The 26,243-nt window shown below is 56.0% G+C and carries 25 protein-coding genes and 2 pseudogenes; 11 read left to right on the plus strand and 16 right to left on the minus strand.

Annotation, left to right across the window (positions count from 1 at the left end; all coding sequences use genetic code 11):
• Positions 1-98: 98 nt before the first annotated feature.
• Together WMO36_RS00140 and rsmD are read left to right on the plus strand one after the other, a co-directional pair.
• Positions 99-2,837, plus strand: coding sequence for an ATP-dependent DNA helicase RecG (locus WMO36_RS00140; RefSeq protein ID WP_349076368.1), 2,739 nt, complete (start codon positions 99-101; stop codon positions 2,835-2,837).
• Between the two features lie 56 nt (positions 2,838-2,893).
• Positions 2,894-3,502, plus strand: a complete 609-nt coding sequence (rsmD, locus tag WMO36_RS00145; protein ID WP_294446473.1) for a 16S rRNA (guanine(966)-N(2))-methyltransferase RsmD — start codon at positions 2,894-2,896, stop codon at positions 3,500-3,502.
• Positions 3,503-3,550: 48 nt separating this feature from the next.
• On the opposite strand, the gene trmD is transcribed toward rsmD, so the two are convergent.
• From trmD to rpsP, 4 genes are all read right to left on the minus strand, one after another.
• Entirely contained in the window at positions 3,551-4,480 is a 930-nt protein-coding gene (gene trmD / locus WMO36_RS00150; protein ID WP_144090205.1) for a tRNA (guanosine(37)-N1)-methyltransferase TrmD, read from the minus strand.
• Between the two features lie 90 nt (positions 4,481-4,570).
• Positions 4,571-5,158 carry a ribosome maturation factor RimM gene (rimM, locus tag WMO36_RS00155; RefSeq protein WP_180753359.1) on the minus strand — a complete coding sequence of 196 codons (588 nt, stop codon included), beginning with the start codon at positions 5,156-5,158 and terminating at the stop codon, positions 4,571-4,573.
• Between the two features lie 21 nt (positions 5,159-5,179).
• A complete protein-coding gene (locus WMO36_RS00160; protein WP_003811858.1) occupies positions 5,180-5,413 on the minus strand; it encodes an RNA-binding protein in 234 nt (77 codons plus the stop codon).
• A 2-nt stretch (positions 5,414-5,415) separates the two neighbouring features.
• Positions 5,416-5,865: a 30S ribosomal protein S16 gene (gene rpsP / locus WMO36_RS00165; RefSeq protein WP_099594900.1), complete on the minus strand. Its 450-nt coding sequence runs from the start codon at positions 5,863-5,865 to the stop codon at positions 5,416-5,418.
• 429 nt (positions 5,866-6,294) lie between these two features.
• Between rpsP and WMO36_RS00170 the strand changes: the two genes are divergently transcribed.
• Positions 6,295-7,374 carry an endonuclease/exonuclease/phosphatase family protein gene (locus tag WMO36_RS00170; RefSeq protein ID WP_144090206.1) on the plus strand — a complete coding sequence of 360 codons (1,080 nt, stop codon included), beginning with the start codon at positions 6,295-6,297 and terminating at the stop codon, positions 7,372-7,374.
• Positions 7,375-7,452: 78 nt separating this feature from the next.
• Here the strand turns inward: WMO36_RS00170 and ffh are convergent, their stop codons facing one another.
• The gene (ffh, locus tag WMO36_RS00175; RefSeq protein ID WP_144090207.1) at positions 7,453-9,099 is read right to left on the minus strand and encodes a signal recognition particle protein; all 1,647 of its coding nucleotides are present in this window, start codon (positions 9,097-9,099) and stop codon (positions 7,453-7,455) included.
• Between the two features lie 76 nt (positions 9,100-9,175).
• Between ffh and WMO36_RS00180 the strand changes: the two genes are divergently transcribed.
• Both WMO36_RS00180 and WMO36_RS00185 read left to right on the plus strand, forming a co-directional pair.
• Positions 9,176-9,733: a helix-turn-helix domain-containing protein gene (locus WMO36_RS00180; RefSeq protein WP_143433053.1), complete on the plus strand. Its 558-nt coding sequence runs from the start codon at positions 9,176-9,178 to the stop codon at positions 9,731-9,733.
• Positions 9,724-10,047, plus strand: a complete 324-nt coding sequence (locus WMO36_RS00185; protein ID WP_349076372.1) for a hypothetical protein — start codon at positions 9,724-9,726, stop codon at positions 10,045-10,047. The genes WMO36_RS00180 and WMO36_RS00185 overlap by 10 nt, the downstream gene beginning before the upstream one ends.
• Before the next feature lie 56 nt (positions 10,048-10,103).
• On the opposite strand, the gene cysS is transcribed toward WMO36_RS00185, so the two are convergent.
• Complete coding sequence (gene cysS / locus WMO36_RS00190; RefSeq protein ID WP_291788815.1) at positions 10,104-11,747, minus strand: cysteine--tRNA ligase; 1,644 nt, start codon at positions 11,745-11,747, stop codon at positions 10,104-10,106.
• Between the two features lie 114 nt (positions 11,748-11,861).
• Here cysS and WMO36_RS00195 point away from each other — a divergent pair, with 114 nt between their 5' ends.
• The 4 genes and pseudogenes from WMO36_RS00195 to WMO36_RS00205 all read left to right on the plus strand — a co-directional run bounded on the left by WMO36_RS00195 (position 11,862) and on the right by WMO36_RS00205 (position 15,622).
• On the plus strand, positions 11,862-12,587 hold the full coding sequence (locus WMO36_RS00195; protein ID WP_250778926.1) for a type 1 glutamine amidotransferase: 726 nt from the start codon (positions 11,862-11,864) through the stop codon (positions 12,585-12,587).
• A gap of 121 nt (positions 12,588-12,708) precedes the next feature.
• A pseudogene (locus WMO36_RS08335) lies at positions 12,709-13,767 on the plus strand (ABC-F family ATP-binding cassette domain-containing protein); the annotation flags it as partial.
• Between the two features lie 81 nt (positions 13,768-13,848).
• Positions 13,849-14,889: pseudogene (locus WMO36_RS08340) on the plus strand (ATP-binding cassette domain-containing protein); the annotation flags it as partial.
• Positions 14,890-15,082: 193 nt separating this feature from the next.
• The gene (locus WMO36_RS00205; protein ID WP_349076376.1) at positions 15,083-15,622 is read left to right on the plus strand and encodes a hypothetical protein; all 540 of its coding nucleotides are present in this window, start codon (positions 15,083-15,085) and stop codon (positions 15,620-15,622) included.
• Positions 15,623-15,882: 260 nt separating this feature from the next.
• Here WMO36_RS00205 and ilvN read toward each other — a convergent pair whose 3' ends face one another.
• The 7 genes from ilvN to coaD form a co-directional block, all read right to left on the minus strand.
• Positions 15,883-16,431, minus strand: coding sequence for an acetolactate synthase small subunit (gene ilvN, locus WMO36_RS00210; RefSeq protein ID WP_144090212.1), 549 nt, complete (start codon positions 16,429-16,431; stop codon positions 15,883-15,885).
• 36 nt (positions 16,432-16,467) lie between these two features.
• Entirely contained in the window at positions 16,468-18,339 is a 1,872-nt protein-coding gene (locus WMO36_RS00215) for an acetolactate synthase large subunit (protein WP_099571034.1), read from the minus strand.
• A 256-nt stretch (positions 18,340-18,595) separates the two neighbouring features.
• Entirely contained in the window at positions 18,596-19,411 is an 816-nt protein-coding gene (rnc, locus tag WMO36_RS00220; protein ID WP_099571032.1) for a ribonuclease III, read from the minus strand.
• 332 nt (positions 19,412-19,743) lie between these two features.
• Positions 19,744-19,938, minus strand: coding sequence for a 50S ribosomal protein L32 (gene rpmF, locus WMO36_RS00225; protein WP_004220165.1), 195 nt, complete (start codon positions 19,936-19,938; stop codon positions 19,744-19,746).
• 173 nt (positions 19,939-20,111) lie between these two features.
• Positions 20,112-20,738: a YceD family protein gene (locus tag WMO36_RS00230; protein WP_349076378.1), complete on the minus strand. Its 627-nt coding sequence runs from the start codon at positions 20,736-20,738 to the stop codon at positions 20,112-20,114.
• 14 nt (positions 20,739-20,752) lie between these two features.
• Positions 20,753-21,457 (minus strand): ATP synthase subunit B family protein, encoded by a 705-nt coding sequence (locus WMO36_RS00235; protein WP_349076380.1) that lies wholly within the window; start codon positions 21,455-21,457, stop codon positions 20,753-20,755.
• Positions 21,454-21,948, minus strand: coding sequence for a pantetheine-phosphate adenylyltransferase (coaD, locus tag WMO36_RS00240; protein ID WP_039196906.1), 495 nt, complete (start codon positions 21,946-21,948; stop codon positions 21,454-21,456). The genes WMO36_RS00235 and coaD overlap by 4 nt, the downstream gene beginning before the upstream one ends.
• A gap of 117 nt (positions 21,949-22,065) precedes the next feature.
• Between coaD and WMO36_RS00245 the strand changes: the two genes are divergently transcribed.
• On the plus strand, positions 22,066-22,392 hold the full coding sequence (locus tag WMO36_RS00245) for a DUF3039 domain-containing protein (RefSeq protein ID WP_180753358.1): 327 nt from the start codon (positions 22,066-22,068) through the stop codon (positions 22,390-22,392).
• 191 nt (positions 22,393-22,583) lie between these two features.
• On the opposite strand, the gene WMO36_RS00250 is transcribed toward WMO36_RS00245, so the two are convergent.
• Entirely contained in the window at positions 22,584-23,594 is a 1,011-nt protein-coding gene (locus tag WMO36_RS00250) for an aldo/keto reductase (RefSeq protein ID WP_302694809.1), read from the minus strand.
• Positions 23,595-23,826: 232 nt separating this feature from the next.
• Here WMO36_RS00250 and WMO36_RS00255 point away from each other — a divergent pair, with 232 nt between their 5' ends.
• Positions 23,827-24,261 carry a MerR family transcriptional regulator gene (locus WMO36_RS00255; protein ID WP_099571028.1) on the plus strand — a complete coding sequence of 145 codons (435 nt, stop codon included), beginning with the start codon at positions 23,827-23,829 and terminating at the stop codon, positions 24,259-24,261.
• A 219-nt stretch (positions 24,262-24,480) separates the two neighbouring features.
• Here the strand turns inward: WMO36_RS00255 and WMO36_RS00260 are convergent, their stop codons facing one another.
• Positions 24,481-25,155 carry a non-canonical purine NTP pyrophosphatase gene (locus WMO36_RS00260; RefSeq protein ID WP_144090619.1) on the minus strand — a complete coding sequence of 225 codons (675 nt, stop codon included), beginning with the start codon at positions 25,153-25,155 and terminating at the stop codon, positions 24,481-24,483.
• Positions 25,156-25,277: 122 nt separating this feature from the next.
• Positions 25,278-26,042 carry a ribonuclease PH gene (rph, locus tag WMO36_RS00265; protein WP_099594884.1) on the minus strand — a complete coding sequence of 255 codons (765 nt, stop codon included), beginning with the start codon at positions 26,040-26,042 and terminating at the stop codon, positions 25,278-25,280.
• Between the last annotated feature and the right edge of the window lie 201 nt (positions 26,043-26,243).

Raw genomic sequence — 26,243 nt, forward strand, 5'->3', positions numbered from 1 at the left:
CGTTGGCAGGGCTCTGGGTGTCCGGATTGTTCCAGTCGGTGGGGAATTTTGCCCGCTGAAGCCGCATCTGTCGGCATAACTGGGGAGAATGGTGCATTATGAGCACCACACTGGAAACGCCGATTTCATCAATCGAAAGCAACCGCCGCAGAGTTGGTGCGCTGAAATCGCTTGGCGTGGTGTCCGTAGGCGACGCCCTGAGCTACTATCCGTTCCGCGTGACCGATCCCATTCCAGCGCACGCACTGCACGAGGCGAAAATCGGGGAAAAAATGGCATTCGCAGCGCACGTGCTCGAAACGCGTGTTTTCCCCATGGCTCGTCGTGGCTTCCGCCTGATCGCAACAGTCACCGACGACGATTCCGCAGCCCGTCGCAACACCCCAAAATCGTTGGCGTCACTGGTTTTCTTCTCATATCGCAAATCGTATGTCGATTGGGTGCAGCGCAAATTGCACACGGGAGCGCTGCTGGTCGTCGCAGGCGAGCCAAGCGTGTATGACAATCGTTTGCAATTCACGCATCCCGATCTGCTTACCATCAATCCCGTGCAATCGCAGGCAGAAAGCGGGGAATGGAATGACGGTTTCGGCGATCCTGCAAATCCACCGCTTGGTAATCTGAAATACGATGCGCAAACTGTTGATGAAGCATTGAAACGAGTCTGCCGTCCGCGACCGGTATATCATGCGAATTCCAGGATTTCCAGCGAACATATTCACGAATCGGTATTGAAATACATGGATGCGTTGCGTGGAAGCGAATATTTGGCGGCGCCAACGGCAAGTAATTCCTCAGATAATATCGCGCAAGAAGGGGAGTTTGACGCTCCTCAAGTAAATCGTGAAGTGCAGATTAAAGCGTTGTCCGTCGCTATTCCCGACATTATTCCGGAAGATTTTCGCGAGGAATATGGGCTTATGCATCGCGCTGAAGCATTCATGGCGATTCATGATCCGGTCGATCGCAAGAATTTCGACAACGCCCTGCAAACGTTGCGATACGAGGAAGCGCTGATCTGCCAGACCGCACTCGTCAAAACACGCGACGCATCACGCAAAAACAAGGCGACCGCATGTTCCGCAACGCGGTTGAAAGACGACTTCATTGCCTCACTGCCGTTTGCTCTGACGAGCGGTCAAAGGCAGGTTATTGCCGATATTTCCGCCGATATGACGCGCGACTACCCCATGCAACGATTGCTGCAGGGCGAGGTTGGATCCGGCAAAACCGTGGTCGCGGTCGCAGCCATGATGCAGGCTGTGGGATCGGGCGGGCAGGCCGTGCTTGTAGCGCCAACGCAGGTTCTTGCCGAGCAGCATTATGCGAGCATTTCCAAAATGGTGGCGAAACTGACGGATGCAGACGATAAAACGGCTTCCGAAATCCGGGAAAATACGGCGCCAACTCAAGTGTCAGCAATCCAACAAACCGGGGAATCCGCACAAAAAACTATCAACAATAATGCTGTGGATAAAGGTGTACAACCCGCCGATCTGTTTGAGATAGCCCAAATTTCCAATGTGGATAACTCGAATAACGACGATTTGATTACATTGCGAAGTGAGCAATCGCATATTTCAAATACGCAAAAAAAGGGTATTCCAAGCAAAGGAAACGATATATTCGGCACAAAAGATGGGGAGATTCCCGTATTTCTTCTTACGGGAAGCATGCGACTGGCCGAACGCCGTCGCGTACTTGCCGCAGCCGCATCGGGCATGCCCTGCATCGTCGTGGCGACGCACGCCGCATTTTCCAAGAATTTCCAGGCACCGAACCTCACACTGGCGGTAATCGACGAACAGCATCGCTTCGGTGTGGAGCAGCGCGAATCGTTGAATTCCAAGGGGACTACTGCGCCGCATCTGCTGGTCATGACGGCCACGCCGATTCCGCGCACCGCAGCCATGACCTGGTTCGGTGATCTTGATATTTCCGCGCTGACTGAACTTCCTGGCGGCCGCAGGCCAATTCGCACATTCGTGGTGCCGGAAAGCAATGCGTCGCTGATGAGCGAAATGTTCGCCCTGATCCGTAAACGCATTGACGCGGGGGAACGCGCCTACGTGGTCTGCCCGCGCATCGACGATGATTCCGAAAATGCGGACGACGCGTTGGCGGCGTCGGCTGCTTCGGATTCGAAAACCGCAGGCTCGCCGGTTCCCGCCTTTGACGAGGCATACGATCTTGGCGAAGACGACGACCAGCGTGCGCAACGCCCCCCGTTGCATTCCGTCGCAGAAATCGTGGAGCGTCTGCAATCGTTGCCGCAATTCGAAGGCATTCGATTCGCAACATTGACCGGGCGCGACGATGACACCACAAAATCGCAGGTTATGGCCGATTTTGAAGCCGGCATAACGCCGATTCTGGTAGCGACCACGGTAATCGAGGTCGGCGTGGACGTGGCGAAAGCCAGTTGCATCGTGATTTTCGACGCAGATCGGTACGGACTTTCGCAATTGCACCAGTTGCGAGGGCGCGTTGGCCGTGGTGGTACTGATTCGGGGGCTTTTCTGATTTCGCGTGCGCCTGCGGACAGTGATGCCGCCCGCCGTCTTGACGTGATTCAGGGCACGTTGGATGGTGCCGAAATCGCACAGGCCGATTTGGAATTCCGTGGAGCCGGCGACGTGCTCGGAGATGCGCAATCCGGCGGGAAAACGGGATTGAAGCTGCTGCGCGTGGTCAAGGATGTGAAGATCATCGAACAGGCACGGGCCGAGGCCACGCAGCTTGTTGCGGCCGATCCCGATTTGCTTGGATTTGTGCAGTTGGCTGGAGCGGTATTGGATTTCACGCGCGGCAACGAAATGTTCCTGACCAGCAATTAGTTTGGCACGCCTAAAAGAGCCGGACACACCTAAATTAAGCCCGCCACGCTAGAGTAGTGCGTATGCGCGTAATTTCAGGACGATTCAAAGGTGTGGCATTGACCACGCCGAAGTCGGGTACCCGACCGACTACAGATCGCACCAAAGAGGCGATTTTCTCGCACCTTGATTCGTGGGGAGTGTTGGACGATGCCCGCGTGCTCGATTTGTTTGCAGGAACCGGCGCTTTGGGCATCGAAGCATTGAGCCGTGGCGCGCGAGAGCTGGTGGCGGTGGAATCCTCCGCTCCGGCGGCCGCATTGATCGCGCAGACGCTGACCGCGTTGAAGCATAACCGTTCGTGGGAACATGGCATGAGCGCCCGCGTGGTGAAGGCCCGCGCGGAAAAATACGCGTCTTCGGCTTCGGCCGTTGAACCGTTCGACATGGTGTTCATCGACCCGCCGTACGCCTTCGAAACGAATGATTGCAACCAGCTGCTCGCCGATCTTGCCAGCCGTGAACTGACTTCCAGCAACACGGTGATCATGCTGGAACGATCCACCCGTTCCGAAGCTCCCGCGGCCCCCGCAAACTGGGAAATCACCGATCGGCGCGACTATGGCGAAACTGCCGTCTACTACATTGAACCCAGCGAGCCAATCTCCGATAAAGGTCAGCACTGATCGCAAGAAAAACTTGCGATCATTCCGCGTAAAACAAACGTTTGAAAGCTAGCGTTTGCGCGGGTGAGCGGCGGAAACCTCCCAACCGAGCGCCATCAGCGTCTTGCGATCGGCTTTGTCGAGTTTGGTGCAATCCAGCGCTTCGATCAGATCCGGACGCAACTCGTCGGTTTTCTGGAGCGCCTCATCACGGCGGAAACGATCCACTTTCGCATGATTGCCGGAAAGCAACACGTCCGGAACCTTGATGCCACGCCATTCGGCAGGCTTCGTGTACTGGCGATGCTCCAACAGCGCGTTCTCGCCCGTATACGATTCCTCAACAATCGATTCTGCATTGCCCATAAAACCGGGCAGCAGTCGCGTAATTGCCTCCAACATGACCGAAACCGCGACTTCGCCGCCGTTCAACACATAATCGCCAATCGAATACTCGCGCACATCAATGCCTTGCGCACGGTAATACTGCGGAATACGCGCGTCATACCCCTCGTAACGGCCGCAGCCGAACAGCAGATGATCGGCATGACTCAATTCCGTCGCATCCTGCTGTGTGAACAGTGGGGCGGAAGGATTCGGAAAAATCAACACAGGACCTGCGGAAGATTGTGCAATATTCGTTTTTTCGGAATCGTCGGATTTTGCGGGAACTGCAACAGTTGCAGAATTGCCAGAATCGCACGTATCGTAAGTATCGCAAGAAACTGCAGAATCCTCAATATTTTCCGTATTCTCAACTACCGCCGGCTCAAGCTGCAGCAGCTCGTCGAGGCACTCGCTCCACACTTCCGGCTTCATCACCATGCCTGCGCCACCGCCAACTGGAGTGTCATCGACGGAATGATGCACGTCGTGCGTCCAGTCGCGCAAATTATGGGCGGTCACTTCCACAAGACCTTTCGCCTGCGCTTTGCCGAGCAGACTGAGGTTCAGCACTTCGAAATATTCCGGGAAAACGGACACGATATCAATCTTCATAATGGTTCCAGAATACCGGTATGTCTGCCAAATAGCAGAAAACAAAAGGTGGGCATGGAAATCCAATGCCCACCTGATAAGTAATTGCGATCACAGTCCCGGAATAAGGCCTCCGGGCGGATCGAGGGTCAGATAGCCCTCTTCAAGGTCGATGTCTGGCACGAGCTCGTCCACAAACGGCACGAGCGCGCTGTTCTCAACCACAACGCCGTCGGCATCCTTCACCGGATTGGCGAGACGAATCTTCAGCAGCCATTGGGCTACTTCTATCACGTCAACGACTTTGCCTACCACCATGCCCGGTTCAAGGCCAAGCATATTGTTTTCAGCCAGTCGCGCCTCAAGGCCAATAAGGTCTTTCGGATACCATTCGTCGGCTTCAAGCATGTCTTCCGGATCGTCCGCCTCGCCATACAGCACAATGCCGTTGGCCGCTTCGGACTGGTCGCGGTTGTCAATGCCTTCGAACTTGATGATCCAACGGTTTTTGAAGGTACGGGAGTGTTCTACCACGTACTCTTCTTCGCCGTCTTTCGTATACAACACAGCACCGGGAGCGAACCGGTATTCCGGTTCGTCCGTATAGATCTGCACGGTGACTTCGCCTTTGAGTCCCTGCGCACGCCCGATACGACAGACCCTCAGCAGCTCGGGCTGTTGAGGGTCGTCAGAATGCATATCACGCACCACGCTAGGATCTCACCTGCGCACGTCCATGATGTCGACGCGCACCTTGTGGTCGGCCAGTGCCTGTACCACGGTGCGAATCGCATTTGCCGTGCGTCCGCTGCGTCCGATGACGCGACCGATGTCTTCCGGGTTGACGCGCACGCGAATGAGTTCGCCGCGCGCGTTCTCATGGGACTTCACTGAAACATCGTCGGGGAAATCGACGATGTTCTTAATCAGATGTTCCACAGCCTGGGCGAGCATGATCACTCAGCTTCCGCAGCCGGCTCTTCGGCCGGAGCTTCCTCGGTAGCGGCGGCTTCGGCTTCAGCCTTGGCCTTGGCATCAGCTTCGGACTTTGCAGCCTTCAGCTTCTGAGCCTGAGCCTCAACGGCCTCAACGCGAGCGGCGGCATCCGGGCCAGCCTCAACGGTCTTCAGAGTGCCTTCAGCACCTTCAAGGCCCTTGAACTTCTGCCAGTCGCCGGTGATCTTCAGCAGGTGCAGCACCTGTTCGGTCGGCTGGGCGCCGACGCCGAGCCAGTACTGAGCGCGCTCGGAATCGATGACGATGGTCGAAGGCTGGGTGTTCGGGTTGTAGGTACCGATCTCTTCGATGGCGCGGCCATCACGCTTGGTACGGGAATCCATGATCACCACGCGGTAGAACGCGTAGAACTTCTTACCCATGCGCTTCAGACGAATCTTGGTTGCCAAAATGGCTCTCCTTGTATAACTAGGGGTGTGCGTTTCGTTTTCTGTGTGGGGCACGGAATCCGAAACCCACGTGTTCCTCACGTCACGCGATAGTTAGAGGGCCTCGCGCGCGCGAATAACTTGCCAATTATAACCGTGAGGTACGGACGGATGGGGCTTAGGACGTTTCCCGAGCTGCGCGACTTTTCGAATCCATGCAAAACCGGGAAGTCGTTTGTCTGATTCTGCGGAAACGGTCAATTATGCGGCGAATATAATGCCTTGAATGACCGAATCGGCAGAATCGGACATTGTTGTGGCATTCGTGAGATGTTTGCGTGGGTCTACATGGCGGAATCGTCGGAATCAGGCAGGCTGGCTACACTTGGAGGTTCCGAGTTTGCGTATATCCGTTCGGAGTGAACGGTTTGCATAGGGGGAGTTGCCTGAATGATTATCGCGCTTTGGATTGCGTTGATTATTTGCGTTGTGTGGATTGCGCTTGGTGAGATGCCGGCTGGTTGGGATGGTCATCTGCCGTTGCCGTACCTGATTGCGTTGATTCCGTTGCTGTGGATTCCGACGCTTGTGATTACCGTCGCCGGTTTCGCGTTGCATGAGCCGGCTCTCGGAGGAGTCGCCGCGGTGGTCTGTCTTGCGTCGCTGCTGCGCAAAATCGCATATTGGATGGAAAATCTCAATTCTCCCAATACTGCACAGAGAGTTGCCGAAAAACTTGCGAACAATCGTGAAACATCTCGTGAAACAGGCAATGAAGCTGTTGTGGAATCTGCGAGGCATGGCCGTTTCCGTGTGATGACGTTGAACTGCCGATTTGGTCGCGCTAACGCCGCGGCAATCGTCAGTGCGGTCAAAAAGCACGATATTGCGGTACTTGCATTGCAGGAATTGACGGACGATCTGGTTGCGCAATTGGATGCTGCGGGATTGTCTGATTTGCTTCCGTACCGTCAGTTGGGGGAGAACAAGGAAACGGATAATGGCGGATTCAATGGTGTGTGGATTCGCATTGAACCAAGCGACATGTCTCCGGTCACTGCGGTGATTCCCGCGGCCGATGTGCCGGGTGTGTGCTTCCCGATCGATTCGATGCGTGGCATCACGTTTGTTTCCGCACATCCGAAGTCGCCGATGCGTGGATGCAAGGAATGGTCGGCGGGCATCATCGGCTTGGGGGAATTGGCGACCACGCAGAAGCGGGACGATATCACCGTTGTGTTGGGTGATTTGAATTCCGGTACCGATCATCCAAGCTTCCGCAAGCTGCTGGAGGCGGGATTCAAGGATGCTGCCTTGTGCGAGGCGAAGGGCCGTCATGCCACGTTCCCGTCATGGCTGCCGTGGCCGCGCATCATTCTCGATCATGTGCTTTTCACCAAGGGATTGGACGCGTCTGATGTGCGTTCGTTCTGCGTTGAAGGCAGCGATCATCTTGCGCTTGTTGCCACGCTGACTTTGAAGTCAGTTAATGGCGATTTTGCGGTAGTCGATTCAGTTGAAAACAACTGATTGGAGTACGCAAAAGGGGATGTGATTCGTATTGAACCACATCCCCTTTTTACGTTGCTGTTTTTTGTGCCGCTTGCTTTAGTGCAGCAAGCCGGACAGTCCGCCACCAAAGTTCGGCGGCAGCTCACCGGCATCGCCCATCATGTCTTGCAATCCGGCAGGAAGCGCAGGATTCTGCGGCTTCTTGGCAAAAGCGGAACCACCGGAAGACTTACCGTCGGAGTTCTTACCGGCAAGCTTGTCGCGCAATGCCTTCTCTTCAGCCTCGCGCTTCATCGGATTTCCGGACTTGCTCTTCTTCTTGCCCTTTTTGCCTTTGCCCTTGCCTTTGCCGCCGCCCATGGCAGGACCGCCAAAGCCAGACATACCAGCGCCAACTTTGTTGCTCATACGCTTCATCATCTTTGCAGCCTGCTCGAAACGCTGCAACAGCGCGTTCACCTGCGAAACGGTCACGCCGGAACCGTAAGCAATACGAGCGCGACGAGAACCGTCAATAATCGAAGGGTCACGACGTTCCGCAGGAGTCATCGAACGAATAATGGCCTCAGTACGATCGATTTCCTTCTCATCGAACTGTTCAAGTTCCTTACGATGCGCAGCCATACCCGGAATCATGCCAAGCAGATTCTTCATCGGACCAAGCTTGCGCACCTGCTGCAGCTGATCGAGGAAATCATCCAAACCAAAGGAACCATCGGAAATCTTGACAGCGGCCTTACGAGCCTCTTCCTCATCGAACTGCTTCTGCGCCTGCTCGATCAGGGTAAGAATATCGCCCATATCGAGAATACGGGAAGCCATACGATCCGGGTGGAAAACCTCGAAATCCTTCAGACCTTCGCCAGTGGAAGCGAACAGAATCGGCTTGCCGGTAACGGAGGCGACCGAAAGCGCGGCACCGCCACGGGCATCGCCATCAAGCTTCGAAAGCACCACGCCGGTGAAGTCCACGCCCTCATCGAACGCCTTCGCCGTCTGTACGGCATCCTGACCGATCATCGCGTCGATTACGAACAGGATTTCGTTCGGCTGCACGGCATCGCGAATATCGCGAGCCTGCTTCATCAGCTCTTCGTCAACGCCGAGACGGCCTGCGGTATCGATGATGACCGTGTCGTACAGCTTCTGCTTGGCCAACGCAACAGCGTCACGCGCCACCTTCACCGGATCGCCGGTAGTCAGACCCGGGGAAGCGACGGCTTCGCCACCGTCGGACTGCACACCCTTTTCCGGAGCGTACACGGGTACGCCTGCACGCTCGCCAACCACCTGCAGCTGCGTCACTGCGTTCGGACGCTGCAAATCGGCTGCGACCAACAGCGGAGTATGGCCGGAATCCTTCAACCAGTAGCCGAGTTTGCCTGCGAGGGTGGTTTTACCAGCACCCTGAAGACCGGCGAGCATGATGATGGTCGGCGGATTCTTGGCAAAATTCAGCGGGCGGTCAACGCCAGCGCCAAGCACGGCCGTCAACTCTTCGTTGACGATCTTCACGACCTGCTGGGCCGGATTCAGTGCCTGGGAAACCTCGGTGCCGAGCGCACGCTCGCGGATTCGGCCGGTGAAGGAACGCACCACGTCGAGCGCCACATCGGCGTCGAGCAGCGCACGGCGGATTTCGCGGATCGTACCGTCGATATCAGCCTCGGAAAGCTTGCCTTTGCTCTTCAAATGCTTGAACGCAGTCGAGAGCCTATCTGTCAAAGAACTAAATGCTGCCATAATGTTCCTCAGTCTAGCCGTCCCGCGGGAAATTTCGCATCGGCGTTCGGGCTGTCAATAGTGTAGACTTGCATATATGCAAGCCGATGAACTGTTACGAGAGCTTATGAAGAACGCCGGTCTGAATGCGGCGGATTTTTCGCGTGCTTCGAACATGGCTGAATCCGTTGTTTCGAGAACGTTGAGTGGCAAAACCGTTCCCACCCTCAATAAGGTTGATGCTGCGGCGCGTACTTTGGGATATGAGCTGACGCTTTCCCCCTTGGAGCGTGCGACTGTTCGCGTAATCGGCCCTGCAATGAGTGATCTCATGCAGTCGATCCAGCAGTATTCGGGAACGGAAGAGCAATGGACCCGTGTTTCAGCTGGAATGCGCAATCTGATGGAATTTCCTGATGATGAGCCTGCCGATTTTAAGAAAGTCACTAAGGGGATGGACGTGCATTGGCAGGCCTTTATGGCTGGGCTCTATGACTATCAGCACTGGAGTAAAGGGAACGTGTCCCCTCAATCGCTGAAACTTGATGCCGAGTGGACCCCGTTGCGAAAGATTTATCGGTCCGCCACGCCTCCGGATGAGTTCTTTGCATGGTACAACGTAATCATTCCGCGAGGTGAACTGCTATGGAAATGACCAGACAAAAACTGATGCAGCTTCTTAATGAGCTGATTGAAGAGTGTCATACTCGCGGAATCGAAGGAACTATCGCCATTTATGGCGGGACCGCGATGGTCTACTACGTTCCGGAATTGCGGACTACACAAGATGTCGATTCCATGTTCCGTCCTTTTTCTGAAATTCAAAGCGCGGCAGAAGTTGTCGGGAATCGTAATAATGCGCCAAATAATTGGCTTAATATGCAAATCCATGATGTTATGCCGCCCATAGGGGATGACAATCCGGAAGTAAAGATAGATTTAGGAATGACTTTTAGGTTTCTGATATGAAATTGGCCGGTCTGGAGTAGACCGGCCAACGTTCCTCTAAAAGAAGACGGAGAGGATTATTTGAGAGTCCAAGTAGAACCTTGGGGGGTGTCTTCGATGGTGATTCCGGCGGCGCCCAAGGCGTCACGGATGGCGTCGGCGCGGGCGAAATCCTTGGCCTTGCGGGCTTCGGCACGTTCTTCCAACTGTTCGGAAACCAAGCGGTCAAGCGCGGTGTGCTCAGCGGAATCGGCACCAGCTCCGGCAGTGCCGCCGGCCGCACCCTCGCTTACCCACGGTTCCGCCAACGGATCCAGACCAAGCGTATCGAGCATCGCACGCACATTCACCAAAACAGTACGCACTTCACCTTTCGCAATATCCGAATCAACACGATCGGCAAGCTTCGAAAGCAACGTGTTACCGAAACGAATCGCAGTGAAAATCGCAGCGGAAGCGCCGGAAACATTAATATCGTCATTCAGCGCGGCAACGAAATCAGCCGGCAGATCATCGGCGGAAATCGAAACGATCTCCTCACGAGACGGCTGCTCGCCAACAGCGGCACCGGCACGTTCGATGAAATTCGACACACGATCGTACGCGGACTGCGCTTCGGCCAACGTTTGATCCGACCATTCCAGCATGGAACGATACTGTACGGAACCAAGCGCATAACGCACCACCCAAGCGGAATTTTGAGTCAAAACCGCAGGAACGGACAAGCCGTTGCCCAGCGACTTCGACATCTTCTCACCCTTGGCTGTAACCCACGCGGAATGCATCCAGCGAGCTGCCGAATCGTAGCCGGCAGCGCGAGTCTGCGCCATTTCGTTCTCATGGTGCGGGAAACGCAAATCCAGTCCGCCGCCATGAATGTCGAACATATCCTTCAAATAACGGTGGCTCATCGCCGAGCATTCAATATGCCAACCCGGGCGACCCGTGCCGAACGGAGTGTTCCAACGTGCGTCAAGCGGATCGGAATCCTTCGGAGCCTTCCACAATGCGAAATCACGTGGATCATGCTTGTCTTCCGACATGTCCGCAGGATCCACCGGATTGTACTTGTCGTTGCCCGCATTGTCGACAGACGGACCCATGGCATCGGCCACCTCGGAAGCAGCATCAGCCACAGCGGTCTGCTTCTGATGCGTCAACTCGCCATAGTGCGGCCAGCTGGCAACGTCGAAATACACGTTGCCGGTAGGATTGCCGTTCTCGTCAGTCACCACGTAGCCGTGGCCATTGTCGATGATCTGCTTGATCAGATCGATCATGTCGATCATGTGGCCGGTCGCACGCGGCTCATACGTAGGCGGCTCAACACCCAACGTGTTGTAAGCCTCGGTGAACTCGCGCTCGTAGATGTACGCACGTTCCCACCACTGCTGGCCGGCGGCCGAAGCCTTATCGAGAATCTTGTCGTCGATATCGGTGACATTGCGCACGAACGTGACCTTGTAGCCCAAACGCTCGAACCAGCGGCGCACCACGTCAAACGCGACAGCCGCACGAATATGGCCGATATGCGGCGAGCTTTGCACGGTGGCGCCACACACGTACATGCCGACCTGACCGGGCTTGATCGGCTTGAAATTCGACACGGCGTGCGATGCGGTGTCGTACAGCTTCAGATCGGCAGCGGCGCTCGCCACTGCGTCAACTGCGGTTGCGACGCTAGAAATGTTGATATTCTGCGGTTCTTGCGTGTTCGTCATAACCACGAGAGTATTGCCAGAATCGGACATGCATGCGAGATAAAAATGAACGTCAAAACGGTTTTTGTTGGATTTGTGAACATTGTTTACGTAGGTAATGCAACAATAGAACGTATGACGCAATCACAGGTGCTGATTTTGCAACACGTTCCGTGGGAGAAACCGGGACGCATTTTAGACAGTCTGGATGATTTGGGACTGCAGTATCAAATCATCAATGTGGCCAATCAGAAGAAACCGGATTTGCCTGATTTTGGCGAGGTTTCCGGCGTGGTGATCATGGGCGGTCCGATGGGTGCGCTCGACTACGACAAGTATCCGGGATTGAAGGCCGAGGCCAAGCTTGCGCGGGCTGCGGTTAGCGTTGGCAAGCCGGTGTTGGGCGTGTGCCTGGGGCATCAGATCATCGCCACCGCGCTGGGCGCAAAGCTCAAGTCGGGAGAGGCGCCGGAAATCGGTTTTGCGCCGATCAAACGCATTGACAAGCATGATTATTTTTCCATGTGGAACAAAACCGTGGACGTGCTGCACTGGCATAACGATGTGGTGACGCTGCCGGAGGGCGCGCAACCATTGGCGCGATCCGAGAAGACTAAGGTGCAGGCGTTCCGTTTTGGTTCCGCTCTGGGCATGCAGTTCCACTTGGAGGTTACCCCTACCTTGTTGGAGGAGTGGCTTGACGAATCAAGCATGGTCAAGGATTTGAAGGCTGCCGGTGGGTCGAAATCGCAGTTGCGGGAGGCGTTTGCCGAATATAATCCGCAATTGCAGCCGCTCGCGGATCAGGTGTTTTCAGGTTTTGCCGCCCGTTGCAATTCGTATGGGCAGGGTTTGGCTTAGGCGCAGCAAGGCTGATTTCCGAGTTGCGTGCGGTTCCGATCGCTGCGTAGCACTGGCGGCGATTCGCAAGTTGCGGCATTGACTGTAAGTTTGGGAGATGTTCCCGCTACATTGGTGACTTATGCCGACTTATGATTTGGGACTTGAACACGTTTCGCTTGCTTTTGCGACCAAGAATATTTTCAACGATGTAACGCAGGGTGTTTTTGAAGGCGACCGCATCGGCATCGTCGGTAAGAACGGCGACGGCAAGTCCACGTTGTTGCATTTGTTCAAAGGCACGCAGGAGCCGGATTCCGGCCGCGTGACCATTCGCGGCGGGCTCACGTTCGGCATGCTCGACCAGCGTGATCCGCTCGACGACAATGCCACCGTGCGCGAAGCTGCGCTCGAAGGCCGTGAAGACTACGAATGGGCCGCGGAAACCAAGTCGCGCGAAATCGTCGAAGCATTGCTTGGCGGCATCAGCTTGGAAGCGAAAATCGGTTCGCTTTCCGGCGGTCAGCGTCGCCGCGCCGATTTGGCACGCCTGCTGCTCAAGGATTGGGATATTCTCGCGCTCGACGAGCCCACGAACCATTTGGACGTGGTGACCATTCACTGGTTGGCGGAACATTTGAAAAACCGCTGGTCGGCCGGATCCGGCGCACTGCTGCTCGTCACCCACGATCGTTGGTTCCTCGACGAAGTGTGCGAATCCATGTGGGAGGTGCACGATGGCGAAATTGAGCCGTTCGAAGGCGGCTATTCCGCATACATGCTGCAGCGTGTGGAGCGTGATCGCCAAGCCGACGTGCGCGAAACGAAGCGTCGCAATCTGGCTCGTAAGGAACTTGCATGGCTTACCCGCGGCGCCCGCGCCCGTTCCACCAAGCAGAAATTCCATGTGAAGGCCGCGCGTGAGCTCATCGCCGACGTGCCTCCGGTGCGCAATACGCTGGAATTGAAGCAAATGGCCACATCCCGCTTGGGCAAGCAGGTGGTTGACCTGATCGACGTGACGCAGATTTTCGAACATGTGCAAGGCGAAGCCGATATCGATCCTGATGTTGCCGAAATGGAAGCGTCGGCATCACGCGTCGATGTGGTGCCGGCCATGTATGCCGAGCCGCAAGTGCATGGTTCCGTGGAAGTTGCCGTCGATGATCTGACTGATCCGCGATTGGTGGATGCCGGTGTTGCAGCGGCGCAAGTAGCTGCAGCTGCACAAAAATCGCAGGAAATTCAGGGATCGCAAGAAAACAATAATGATTCTGCAGAAGAAATTACTTCTGCAGCACAAAAAATTACTGTTACCGGTCGTAAGATTCTTGACGACGTGACATGGCTGATCGGGCCTGGCGATCGTTTTGGCATTGTCGGCGCGAACGGTGCCGGAAAATCGACGTTATTGAAGATTCTTGACGGCACGATCACCCCTACTGTAGGTCATGTGAATATCGGCAAAACCGTGAAATTCGCGGTGCTTTCACAGCGTCTCGACGAGTTGGAGAAGCTCGGTAAATACAAGATCAAGGAAGTGCTGAGCCGTTATAAGCCGAGCTATATCGTTGACGGTAAGGAAACGACGCCGGGGCAGATGATGGAGCGTCTCGGATTCGAGTCGGCGCAGCTGATGACGCCGATCAAAGACCTATCAGGTGGTCAGAAGCGCCGTATGCAGCTGCTGCTGATTTTGCTGGACGAGCCGAATGTGCTCATCATGGATGAGCCCGGCAACGATCTCGACACCGACATGCTTGCAGTTATGGAAGATCTGCTCGATACGTGGCCGGGCACGCTGATCGTGGTTTCGCACGACCGTTACCTGCTGGAACGCGTGACCGACCAACAGTTCGCGTTGATCGGCGGCAAAGTGCGTCACCTGCCCGGTGGCGTGCAGGATTATCTGGACATGACTGAGGCAATCAAGAACGGCAAGGATCCGTTTGCGGGCGAAAAGGCAGGTGCCGGCAAAGGCAAGAAGAGCGGTTCCGCTGGGGCTGGTGTTGCCGGTTCCACAACCGAAGACACCGCAGGTAACTCCGCAAGTGGGTCTGCAACTGCTGAAGCATCTTCTGCGCCTTCTACGCCGAAGCTTTCCGGCAAGGCCTTCCATGAAGCCTCCAAGCGCGTATCGGCAATCGAGCGTAAACTCGCCAAACTCGAAGAGCAGAAAGCCGATCTTGAACAGCAAATGGCTGCGCACGACCCCAGTGACTACGAGGGCTTAGGCAAGCTCAACGAACAGCTTCAGGCCGTCACCGACGAGTCCGAAGAACTCGAACTCGAATGGATGGAGCTTTCCGAACAGCTCGAGTAGCATTCGTATCGCCCGCGCCAATTACCGGACAGGGTGTGCATGTTGTGGCGGCGGCGTAGCTCCTCCAGCGTTTCCGGTGAATGTTGACCATTCGTGCGACAGTGATGCGTGGCATTCCATGTGCCAATGTCATATTCTTGTTATTGCAGGAAACCTTAGCTGTTCTTGCCGGAGAGACCAATGGAGGTGTCTTATGAATCAAGTGATGCGAAGAAGCGCCTGTTGCTTGTTGTCCACCTTGTTGCTGTGGTCATGCGTTGGCTGCACGAAAGCTGCACATGAAAGTTCCGGTGATGGCTCCGTACAGAGCAGCAGCGAGAATGATGATGCCGCAAAACAGGCATATAAAGCATTTACTGTGGACGCTCTGGACCGTGTCGCCGTCGATGATCTCAATAGCTCGGGCAAACTGGTTCTAGTGAACAAGCTGGGCGCGAAATCCGTGCGCGGCGATGATGCTATTCCATTTGCCAAAAAGATCGATGAAAACAATATGTATTATGTCGTCTCCATGTGCAAGCAGAAGACGCAGGCTCCTTATTCGTTTGTTCTCTACAAAGATGGACAGCCATACACCCTAACCACTAGGGAGGGCTGTACACCTAACGGAATAGAAACGATCTCTCTTCCGGCGAAGAATTTCCCAGATGCCACCTCATTGTCCATTATCAATATCGGCAATACGGATCTTGTTGTTTCCGTATATGAAGTAAAGGAGCACCATCATGAATAAAAGGAAAAAGCAATTGCAGCAATTACCGGTGTTATATTAGCTGGCTCTCTGGCGTTCCTCTCGGCTCCTGCGCAAGCGGTGCAAAATACTGGCATTGCGCCTACTTCTTGTCCGGAAATCGGCCATCACCAGTCTGTTTCTAACAAAAGTCGTATATTCAGCGTTTTCCAACCAGTAGGGGTGTGGATTCTTGTGTTTTCAAACAAAAAGGGCTTTCCCGGGGGAGGGGAAAGCCCTTGGAAGTGGAGTGATGAGGCAATTTAGCGGCCGGTGATTTCGGAACCGATCACCTTTTCGCTCAGCGCCTTCGGACCTCGCGTCACGGCGACCGCACCGGAACGAACCAGCTCGATAACGCCGTAATGCTCCAAAAGCCCCAGCAGTGCGTCGATCTTGCCTTCGGCACCGGTGGCCTCGATGGTCAACGACTCCGGATTCACATCGACCACGCGCACGCGGAACAGGCGCACGATCTCAAGCACGTCGGAACGGTTGGATTCGTCGGCAGCCACCTTGATAAGCACCAGTTCGCGCTCCACAGTGGTGTCCGGATCCAAATCCACGATTTTCAACACGTGCAGCAGCTTGTTAAGCTGCTTGATGATCTGCTCGAGCGGCACTTCATCCACATCGGCGGTCACCGTGACACGCGAGATGTCAGGGCGCTCGGTGGGGGAGACGGACAGCGAGTTGATGTTGAACGCACGACGGGCAAACAGGCCAGCGATACGCGCCAGCACGCCCGGACGATTCTCTACGAGCACAGAAAGCGTATGGCGCTTGGAACCCGGCTGAGATGCAGGATACATTGGTAGACCCTTTCTTACTACTTACCCGATACTCGTTTACTCGTTGTCGGCAACAGCATTCGGACGCTGCAGCGGCTTGATTCCGGGCATATACGTGACATTGTCGTTGGAGTCGCCAGCTGCGACCATCGGCCACACCATGGCGTCCTTCCATACGCGGAAGTCGATAAGCACCGGACGATCGTTGATTTCGTTGGCTTTCTTGATCGCTTCGACGGCTTCTTCTTCCGTGAACGCACGCATGCCGACGCAACCATATGCTTCGGCAAGCTTCACGAAATCAGGAACATCCACGATTTCCGGCGCATTCTCGCCATCCATCAGATTGGTGGCGGAATAATGCTCGCCGTAGAACAGGGTCTGCCACTGGCGAACCATGCCATATACGGAATTGTTCAGCAGCGCGATCTTGACCGGCGTGCGGTCGTGGAATGCGGCTGCCAGCTCTTCAGACGTCATCTGGAAGGAACCGTCGCCGTCGATCAGCCACACCGGCTTTTCGCCCTCATGGAAACGTTCGGAACCGACACGAGCGCCGATGGCGGCCGGCAGTCCGTAGCCCATGGTGCCAAGGCCGCCGGAGCTCAGCCAAGAATGCGGTTTCTCGAAATCGATGAGCTGCGTGGCCCACATCTGATGCTGGCCCACACCGGTAACCCAAATCGTGTCAGGATCAGCCAGGTCGGAAAGCTGCTTGATGACCCACTGCGGGGCGAGTGAACCATCGGTCGGCTCGTCCCACTTGATCGGGTACTTTTCACGCCAATCATTGATGATTTCCCACCAATGCGAAGTGTCAGGCTTGCCATGCACAGCCTGTTCGCGCTTGATTTCTGGAATGAGATCCTTCAGCACGGTTGCCACATCGCCAACAATCGGCACGTCCGGCTGACGGTTCTTGCCGATTTCCGCCGGATCGATATCAATGTGAATCACACGTGCACCCGGAGCGAAAGCGTCAAGCTTGCCGGTCACACGATCGTCGAAACGAGCGCCGATCGCAACAAGCAGATCGCAACGCTGCACGGCGCCGGTAGCGGCAATCGTGCCATGCATGCCAAGCATGCCGAGCACCTGCGGATCGGAATCAGGCACAACACCGCGTGCGGGCAGCGTAGTGACAATCGGAGCGTTCGTGACTTCCGCCAGTTCCTGCACGAACTTGCCGGCATCGGAACGTGCCGCACCGCCGCCCACATACAGCACCGGACGGTACGACTGCTCGAACAGCTTCGCAGCGTCGGAAAGCACACGGCCGTGCGCTTTCGTAGTGGGGTTGTAGCCGGGCAGAATCATGCGCTGCGGCCACGAATAGTACATATCGCCGGTCTGCGCGGTCTTGGTGACGTCAACCACCACCGGGCCGGGGCGGCCGGAACGTGCCACATAGTGCGCTTCAGCCAGCACGCGTGGAATATCCTGTGCACGCGTGACCAGATAGGAATGCTTGACCACCGGGTAGGTTGCGCCGACGATATCGGCTTCCTGGAAAGCGTCGGTACCAATGGCGTTCACGCCGACCTGGCCGGTGATGACCACCATCGGCACGGAATCCATGTTCGCGTCAGCGATCGGGGTGATCATGTTCGTGGCGCCCGGGCCGGACGTGACGATGCACACGCCGACCTGGCCGGTCGATACGGCATAGCCTTCAGCCGCGTGGCCTGCGGCCTGTTCGTGGCGCATCAGCACAAAACGGAAACCGGTCTCATCATTGATCGCATCGTAAACCGGCAGAATCGCACCGCCTGGAACGCCGAAAACATCCTTGACGCCCAGATCTTCCAGCGAACGTACCAGCGCTTCGGCGCCGGTCATCTTCTCGCCGTCAACAATGGTCTGCTTTTCAGTGGTTGCGGCTGCTTTGGGCATGCCGCTGAATGCCTGCAGAGGCGTAGGTAACACCATGTTCCCTCTCATGTTCGTTCGTGGAACTCTCTTACAGGGGTATGCTTCCGCGTTTCGGTGCACGCAATCAGCCGAACCCCATCATCGGAAAGCGGCGCAATCGCTTGTGGCGACTTGCGAATCGCAATCCTTCGCTAATAATCAGTCTATGCTATCGGCTGACAGGAGAATATGCCGGATTCGTGCCATATTCTGGCGCTTTGCGTTCCACGGTGGTATGAGAGGGTGGATTCGTAGCTGTTTTGTCCGCTTGCGACTACTTATTGTCGTTGCTGTCGTTGCCGTTGTTGCCGTGCTTGTGATGATGTTTGCGATGCTTACGGACGTTTTGTGCTTCAGACTTGCGATTATCCAGCGCCTTCCAACCTTCTTCAGCTGCGGCGAGTTGCGCCTTGCGTTTGCTGGTGCCTGTGCCGGTGCTGATGATTTCGTCGCTTTCGCCCAGCATGACGTTCGCGGTGAACACTTGCGCATATTCCGGACCGGAAACCGACATCTGGTAGCGCGGCTCGCCGAAACCCATTCCATGCGCTTTGACGGTAAGCGAGGTTTTCCAATCGAGGGCAGGGCCTTCCGTGGCGACTTCCGCAAGCGTTTCGTCAACAAGATGATGCACAACGCGACGTGCCTCGTCAATGCCGTGCTGAATGAACGTTGCACCGATCAACGATTCGACGATATCGCACAAAATCGAGCTCTTATCGGCGCCGCCCTGATCGCTTTCGCCATGACCGAGCAGAATGTACGGGCCCGCATGTAGCTTTTCGCGGGCGATTTTGCTTAGGGATTCCTCGGAAACGGCTTTCGCTCGCATTTTCGCAAGCTGACCCTCGTTCATGTCGGGGTGCGCCTTGTAGAGGGTTTCCGTGGAAACGAGCTCAAGCACGGCATCACCGAGGAATTCCAAACGTTCGTAGTTTTTCGCGCCAGGATTCTCATGCGAGAAGGAGCGGTGGGTGAGCGCTTCGACCAGCAGGTCGGGTTCGAGCGTGGTGCCAAGCGCCTCAAGCAGCGCGTTGGCGGTCACCTCGCCTTCGGAAACGGCTGATGCGTCGATGTTGTTCTTGGTCATATTCGTCCTCGGTTTCGTAGTGGGTATGGGGCGGCGAAGCTCGCCGCACGGTTTCGGGACGTTGCGTACGTGGCAAAATGCCAGCGAATCTGGCCGATTGCTATGCAAACAACGATCTCGTTCAGTTTACTCTCTGCCCACGCCTAGGCGGAATAGGGCGGAAGCAGGGCAGGAAATAGGAAAGGGACAAGCGGAAAGGGACAAGTGGAAAAGAATGGGAATGAGACGGGTATGGCCGTGCTCTCAGCCTGAATCCGGCCTGAGATATGCAAAAACCCTGCCACCCGTCGATGGCAGGGTTCTCATGCTTTATGCCGTTACTCGGCAGCCACTCACTTGGTGTGGATGGAGCGGACAGCCTCGCGGTACACGCGGCCGCGGTAGGCGCCGCAGCTCGGGCAGGCCATGTGCGGCAGCGCCGGAGCGCCACAGTTCGGGCAGGTAACGGTCTGGGCGGCCTTGGCCTTCCAGTTTGCGCGGCGAGAATGAGTATTCGCGCGCGAGGTCTTGTACTTAGGCAGTGCCATTGTGTTTCCTCTGTTTCGTTCGAACGATTGAGCTTAAGCGTTCAGTATCTTAACTTGTGCTCCGTACAAACTGCAAAACTCGATCAGAAACCCATGTAAAAACCAAGTAAAATCAGCCTTGCCTGTACCCTGCTCGTATCCCGCCTGACTCCTAGTTGCACTAGGCCGAGCCTTTATTCGTTGCCTTTCAGCTGGGCCTTCAACCCCTCCAAAGCGGCGAAACGAATATCGGTCACATCATGATGATGGTCCGGTTCCTCGTTCAAATCGGCGCCGCACTGCGAGCACAATCCCAAGCAATCCGGTTTGCACAACGGCTGCAGCGGCAGTTCCTCAACCAACGTGTCACGCAGTAAAGCCTCGATGTCGGCCCAGGAGCCGCCTTCAAGCAGCGGATACGAATCCTCCGACTCGTCTTCGCCGGCAATAATGTCGACTTCCTCTTCCTTGGCGCAGCCCTTGCCGTTTTTGCCGCCCTTACCGGATGCAACGTTTGCGGACTTGTCTTCATAGGGGAAGAACGAGGTGACGTTCACCGTCCAATCGCGCTTGATCGGTTTCAGGCAACGGGTGCATTCCGCATGCACGGGGGCGCTGATGCGGGCGTTGAAAATCAAGCCGTCAACAATCGAATCAAACGATCCGACAACAGTAACGTCAGCACCCTCTTCAACGCCGACGATCTCATCGCCGATGCCGCTCGGCGCGGGGAAAGTCGCGTCGATCTCCTTGCTTTGCCCGGCTCGTGAAGCGACCTGCGCCACGGAAATCGCCCACGGGGAATCTTCGATACGTGCCATGTTCAGCCTTCCATTCAGCTTTCCGGATAGTCGTTTACGTCAAGATGCGGCACATGCGTGCTCGCTTCGCGCTGGCGATCATACAGTACGTTCAATCCCGCCTGCACGTCGTTGCCAAGCTTGCCGAGCTGCTGTTGCAGCGTTTCCATCACCGTGGTGCAGTACTTGTCGGCTCCCTGCGTGAGATGGTCGGCCCTGGCTTGCGCCTGGTCGAGAATAGCACGTGCCTTCTGCCGTGCGATCTCGGTCACATTTTCCTGACCGGCGAGGAACTGCGCCTGTTCGTTGGCCTCACGTATAGTGTCGGCCGCACGCGATTGCGCGGATGACACGATGACGTTGGCTTGCGTCTGAGCGCTTTCCAAGCGTCGTTCCGATTCGCGCATCAATGCCGAGGCGCGTTCCAGCTGCACCGGCATCATTCTCTTCAACTGGTCGAGCTGTTCGGTGAACTCGTCACGGTCCACGCGCACGGTGCCGGGGGAGAACAGTATCGGTTTTGCCTCATCCAACGCCGATTCGAGCTTGTCGATGATGTCATACACGGTGGTGAACTCGTCACGGCTCAGATTGCCGGAATCCGTCAAAGGCGCGTCCGGGTCGAACGTGGTGCGCAAATCTGGCAAATCAGACATGGCGATCACCGGTCGCTGCGACGTCGTGTCATCGTCGACGCCGTCCGCAAGCGGATCGTAGCTCGTGGTCTTTTCACCCATCATGCCCTCTTTTCATTGTTGAGCGCTTCGCCGAGCAGCGGAATCACGCAATCGGGCACCATGCCAGTCACATCGCCGCCGTGGCGAGCCACATCTTTCACTATCGAACTAGAAATATGTTCCAAATCAGGTGCCGCCGGCAAAAACAGCGTTTCCACATCGGCAAGCTTGCGATTGACCAACGCCATACCCAACTCGGCCTCATAATCGCCATTCTGGCGAAGACCCTTCACAATAACCGTCGCGCCGACCTTTTTGCAATAGTCGGTAATCAGTCCGGTTGTTGAAGAAACCTTGATATTGCGGCAATTCCGCTTTTCAAGCGCCTTACGGATGATCTCAACGCGGGTCTCTTCGGAAAACATCGGTGTTTTCGCCGCGTTCACCGCCACCACGACATGCACTTCATCGAAAAAACGCGCGCAACGTTCGATGACGTCCAAATGTCCGGCGGTTACTGGGTCGTACGACCCGGGGCAAACTGCAATTGTCATAGCCTCAAGCGTACCGCGGTTGCGTGAAATTACGCGAAGTGTCGGCGAATATGTGGGTTTTCATGGCTATGATGGAGGCAGTGGTGCCGCGGTTGCGGCGTATTTGAGGAGTTGATTATGGCATTTTCGATGTTTGGAGATCGCGACGGCTTCATTGACGAGGCTGATCCGGTCTCGCCGCTTTCCAATCCGGATGCTGGTACCGGCACTGCGGTGCTGGAACGTCCCGAAGAGGAGACGAAGCTGGATGATGGCGGCAATGGTGATGCGGATCGTTTCGCACATTATGTGTCGCGCGATCGCATTGCCGAGTCCCGTCGCACCGGCCGACCGGTGGTGGCGTTGTGCGGCAAGGTGTGGGTGCCGAAGCGTGATCCTTCGCAGTTCCCGGTATGCCCGGATTGCAAGCGCATCTACGACGAAATGATGAACTCCGACTTCTGATCGTTTTTCTCGTCGTATGGTGATGTTGGAATTTCACTGAAATTTCCGAAGATTGCCGAACGTGATTACATATAAAAAATCTGCCGAGATGGTCTCTGTGTCGAAGTTATTTTCGATAATTCAGATTGTCTCGGCAGATTTTTATTGCTGTTGTATTTTATTGTCGGCTTGCTTTTTTGAAATATCCGCGCTTAGCGCAGCGAGATTTCGTCGATGCGACGCAGTTCCTCATCGCTGAACGTGGTGTTCTTCAACGCGCCGATATTGTCGAGCAACTGCTGCGGGCGGGACGCGCCGACAAGCACGGAGGTCACGTAACCGTCGTGCAGCAGCCATGCGAGCGCCATTTCGGCAAGCGTCTGACCACGTTCGGCGGCAAGGTCGTTCAGATCGCGGATTTGCTGCAGACGTTCCGGCGTCAACGCGCTTTCCTGCAAGAATCGGCCGTCATGTGCGATGCGGCTGTCTGCGGGCACGCCGTTGAGGTAACGGTTCGTGAGCAGGCCCTGTTCGAGCGGTGAGAACGTGATGAGGCCTTTGCCGAGCTTTTTGGCGGTTTCCTTCAGTCCGTTGCGTTCCACAGTGCGGTCAAAAATGTTGTAACGGTTCTGGTTGATGATGAACGGCACATGCAGTTCGTCAAGGATCGCGGTGGCTTTTTCGAGCGTCGGACCGTCGTAGTTGCTCAAGCCAACATATAGCGCTTTGCCGCTTTGCACGGCGGTTGCCAGTGCGCCCATGGTTTCTTCGAGCGGTGTGGAGGAATCCATGTGGTGATGGTAGAAAATGTCGACGTAGTCGAGGCCGAGACGTTCGAGGCTCTGATCGAGAGAGGCGAGCAGATATTTGCGGCTGCCGAGATCGCCATAGGGGCCGAGCCACATTTCGTAGCCGGCTTTGGTGCTGATGATCAGTTCGTCGCGATGATGATGGAAATATTCGTGCAGCAGACGGCCGCAGTTCTTCTCGGCGCTGCCCGGTTCGGGACCGTAATTGTTGGCGAGGTCGAAATGCGTGATGCCGTTGTCGAATGCGGTGAACACAATGTCACGCATGGTGGCGTATGGCGTAATATCGCCGAAATTATGCCAAAAACCGAGTGAAACCGCTGGGAGTTTCAGACCGCTTGTGCCTACATGGTTGTAGGTCATGGAGTCGTATCGGGTGGGTGACGGCGTGTAGACGGTGGTCGGTTCGAGCATTGTTCCTCCTTGAAGACTCTGCGCATTTCGCTGTGCGCCGTGCTGCTTGAGTTGGCGCATATCGTGAGTTTGTCGACGATACTATCGTCGCACTTCAAGTAAACTTGAATGCAAATATCGTCGATAGTGTGTTTTTCGATGATTGTCGTTCGCAGGAAATCGCAGGAAACTGCCGATATGGCAATCGCAAGAAATCGCACAATCGCAGAAAACGTAGAAATGAGACGGGAAGATGGCAACATATACGATTCGTGAGGTTGCACAACGATTCCATGTGCAGACGTCAACCTTGCGCTATTACGAGGATCAGGGGCTGCTGTGCAATGTGGAACGCGACGATGCTGGGCGGCGCGTGTACACCGACGCGCATATTGGGCGGCTCAAGGCGATCGCCTGTTTCAAGCATGCGGGCATGAGCATCGATGAGCTCAGGCGCTTCTTCGCATACGAAAAAGACGAGCGCGCACATATCGCGGACATGTTGGAATTGTTGGAATCGCGGCATCAGGCGATTTTGGAGCAGCGGGCCGCGCTGGAAGAAGCGTATATGCATGTGTTGCGCAAACTGCACTTGTATCGCGATATTCAGCGCAGTATCGAAACCGGCGGGCCGCACCCGGATTGGGCGAATTACGATGGCAAGGATTTTCGAGCCGACGATCGGTGAGGATTGGCGACGGTTGGTGAAGATCGGTGCCGTCCGGCGGCGTCCGGTTGGCGAAGGCCAAAACGGTGAGGTTCGGTGACGTCCGGTGAAAATCAGCAAACAAAAGGTGCGGAACCGTAAACTACGGTTCCGCACCTGATAGCAATTGTTGCGTCTTGTCTTGCGGCGGCTTGTTCGAGTTGCGGCGGCTTGTTCGACCCCGCGTCGGCCTTGCTTCTCTTACTTCAGCAAGGTGGCTACGGACGGCAGCAGAGCACGCAAGGCCTTGCCGCGGTGGGAAATGGCGTTCTTTTCGGCCGGTTCCATCTGTGCGGACGTGAGTTTCTCGCCGGCTTCGATGGCGCGGGCGGGCTGATCGTCGGGCACGAACAGCGGGTCATATCCGAAACCATGCTCGCCATGAGGCTCATGCAGCAGCACACCCGGCATTTCGCCGGTTTTCACAGTCTCGCTGCCAATCGCATAACGGCCGTTTGCACCGGCGCCAGCTTCGGTTTCCGGCATCACCAGCGCGGCCGCGCAACGGAAACGCGCAGTACGCTTGGCGTCCGGAATGTCGGCCATCTGCGCGAGCAGCAGCGCATTATTGGCTTTGTCGTCGCCATGCCTGCCTGCCCAACGTGCGGAAAGAATGCCGGGAGCATTGCCCATCACGTCCACAATCAGGCCGGAATCGTCGGCAATCGCCGGGCAGCCTGTGCGCGCGGCCACGTCACGGGCCTTGATCAGCGCGTTCTCTTGGAAGGTCACGCCGTCTTCCACCGGATCCGGCAGATTCAGCGAACCGGCGGAAACCAGCTCCACCCGAGCCGCGTCCGCACCTAGGCAATCTTCCAGAATGCGATTGATTTCAGCGAGTTTGCCTTCGTTATGGGTTGCGACGATGATTCTCACGTTCCGATTCCTTTCGTTGCTTCGTTGATGTCAGCTTGCCTGACATGCGTCTGACGTGCCTGGCCGACGGTCGGCCTGCGGAGGCCAGCCTACAGTCGGATTGCGTTCGGCTTGCGGCCGTTTCAGTCCTGTGCGAGCGCGGCCTGCTGCGCGGCCTGCAGTTCCTTGTTGCCCTTTTCCGCCAGATCAAGCAGCACGTTAAGCTCGGTGCGGTTGAACGGGCGATGCTCCGCGGTGCCCTGAATCTCAATGAATTCGCCGGAGCCGGTCATGGCCACGTTCATGTCGGTCATAGCCTTGCTGTCTTCGATATACGGCAGATCAAGCATCGGCTTGCCGTCGATTACGCCCACGGACACGGCGGAAACGCTGTCTTTGATCACGCGGTCGGCAGACTTGATGTGCTTGTGCTTCTCGGCCCAATGCATGGCGTCCACGAGCGCCACATATGCGCCGGTGATCGATGCGGTTCGGGTGCCGCCGTCAGCCTGCAGCACGTCGCAGTCGATCTGCACCTGGTTTTCGCCGAGCGCCTTCATGTCGACCACGCCACGCAGGCAGCGTCCGATCAGTCGGCTGATCTCGTGCGTGCGTCCGCCGATCTTGCCGCGCACAGATTCGCGATCAGTGCGGTCTGCGGTGGCTCGCGGCAGCATCGCATATTCTGCGGTGACCCAGCCCAGGCCGGAGTCCTTGCGCCAACGAGGCACGCCTGCGGTGAACGTAGCCGTGCACATCACGCGTGTATTGCCGCATTCCACAAGCACGGACCCCTCCGGAACGTCTGTGAAATGACGGGTGATACGCACCGGACGCAGCTCATCCACCTTACGTCCGTCCGCGCGAATTATCGTCTGCCCGTCCAACATGTCTTTAATCGCTACCATCGCTGATTTCTCTGCTTTCGATTGATTACACGATCAACAATCGCTTGTATTTTCCGAAAAAACAGTATCACCAGCCGAAAACCCATCTTGAGGTGCGTGAATCGTTCGTAATTGTCTTGCGATCATTTTGCGTCGTTTTCCGCGTTTATCTCACGTAATACAGGCATTCAAGCACGTATGATGGAGTGAAAACCTGTGCTT

Origin of the sequence: Bifidobacterium hominis (assembly GCF_040095915.1) — a bacterium.
In the GTDB taxonomy this organism is placed as follows: domain Bacteria; phylum Actinomycetota; class Actinomycetes; order Actinomycetales; family Bifidobacteriaceae; genus Bifidobacterium; species Bifidobacterium hominis.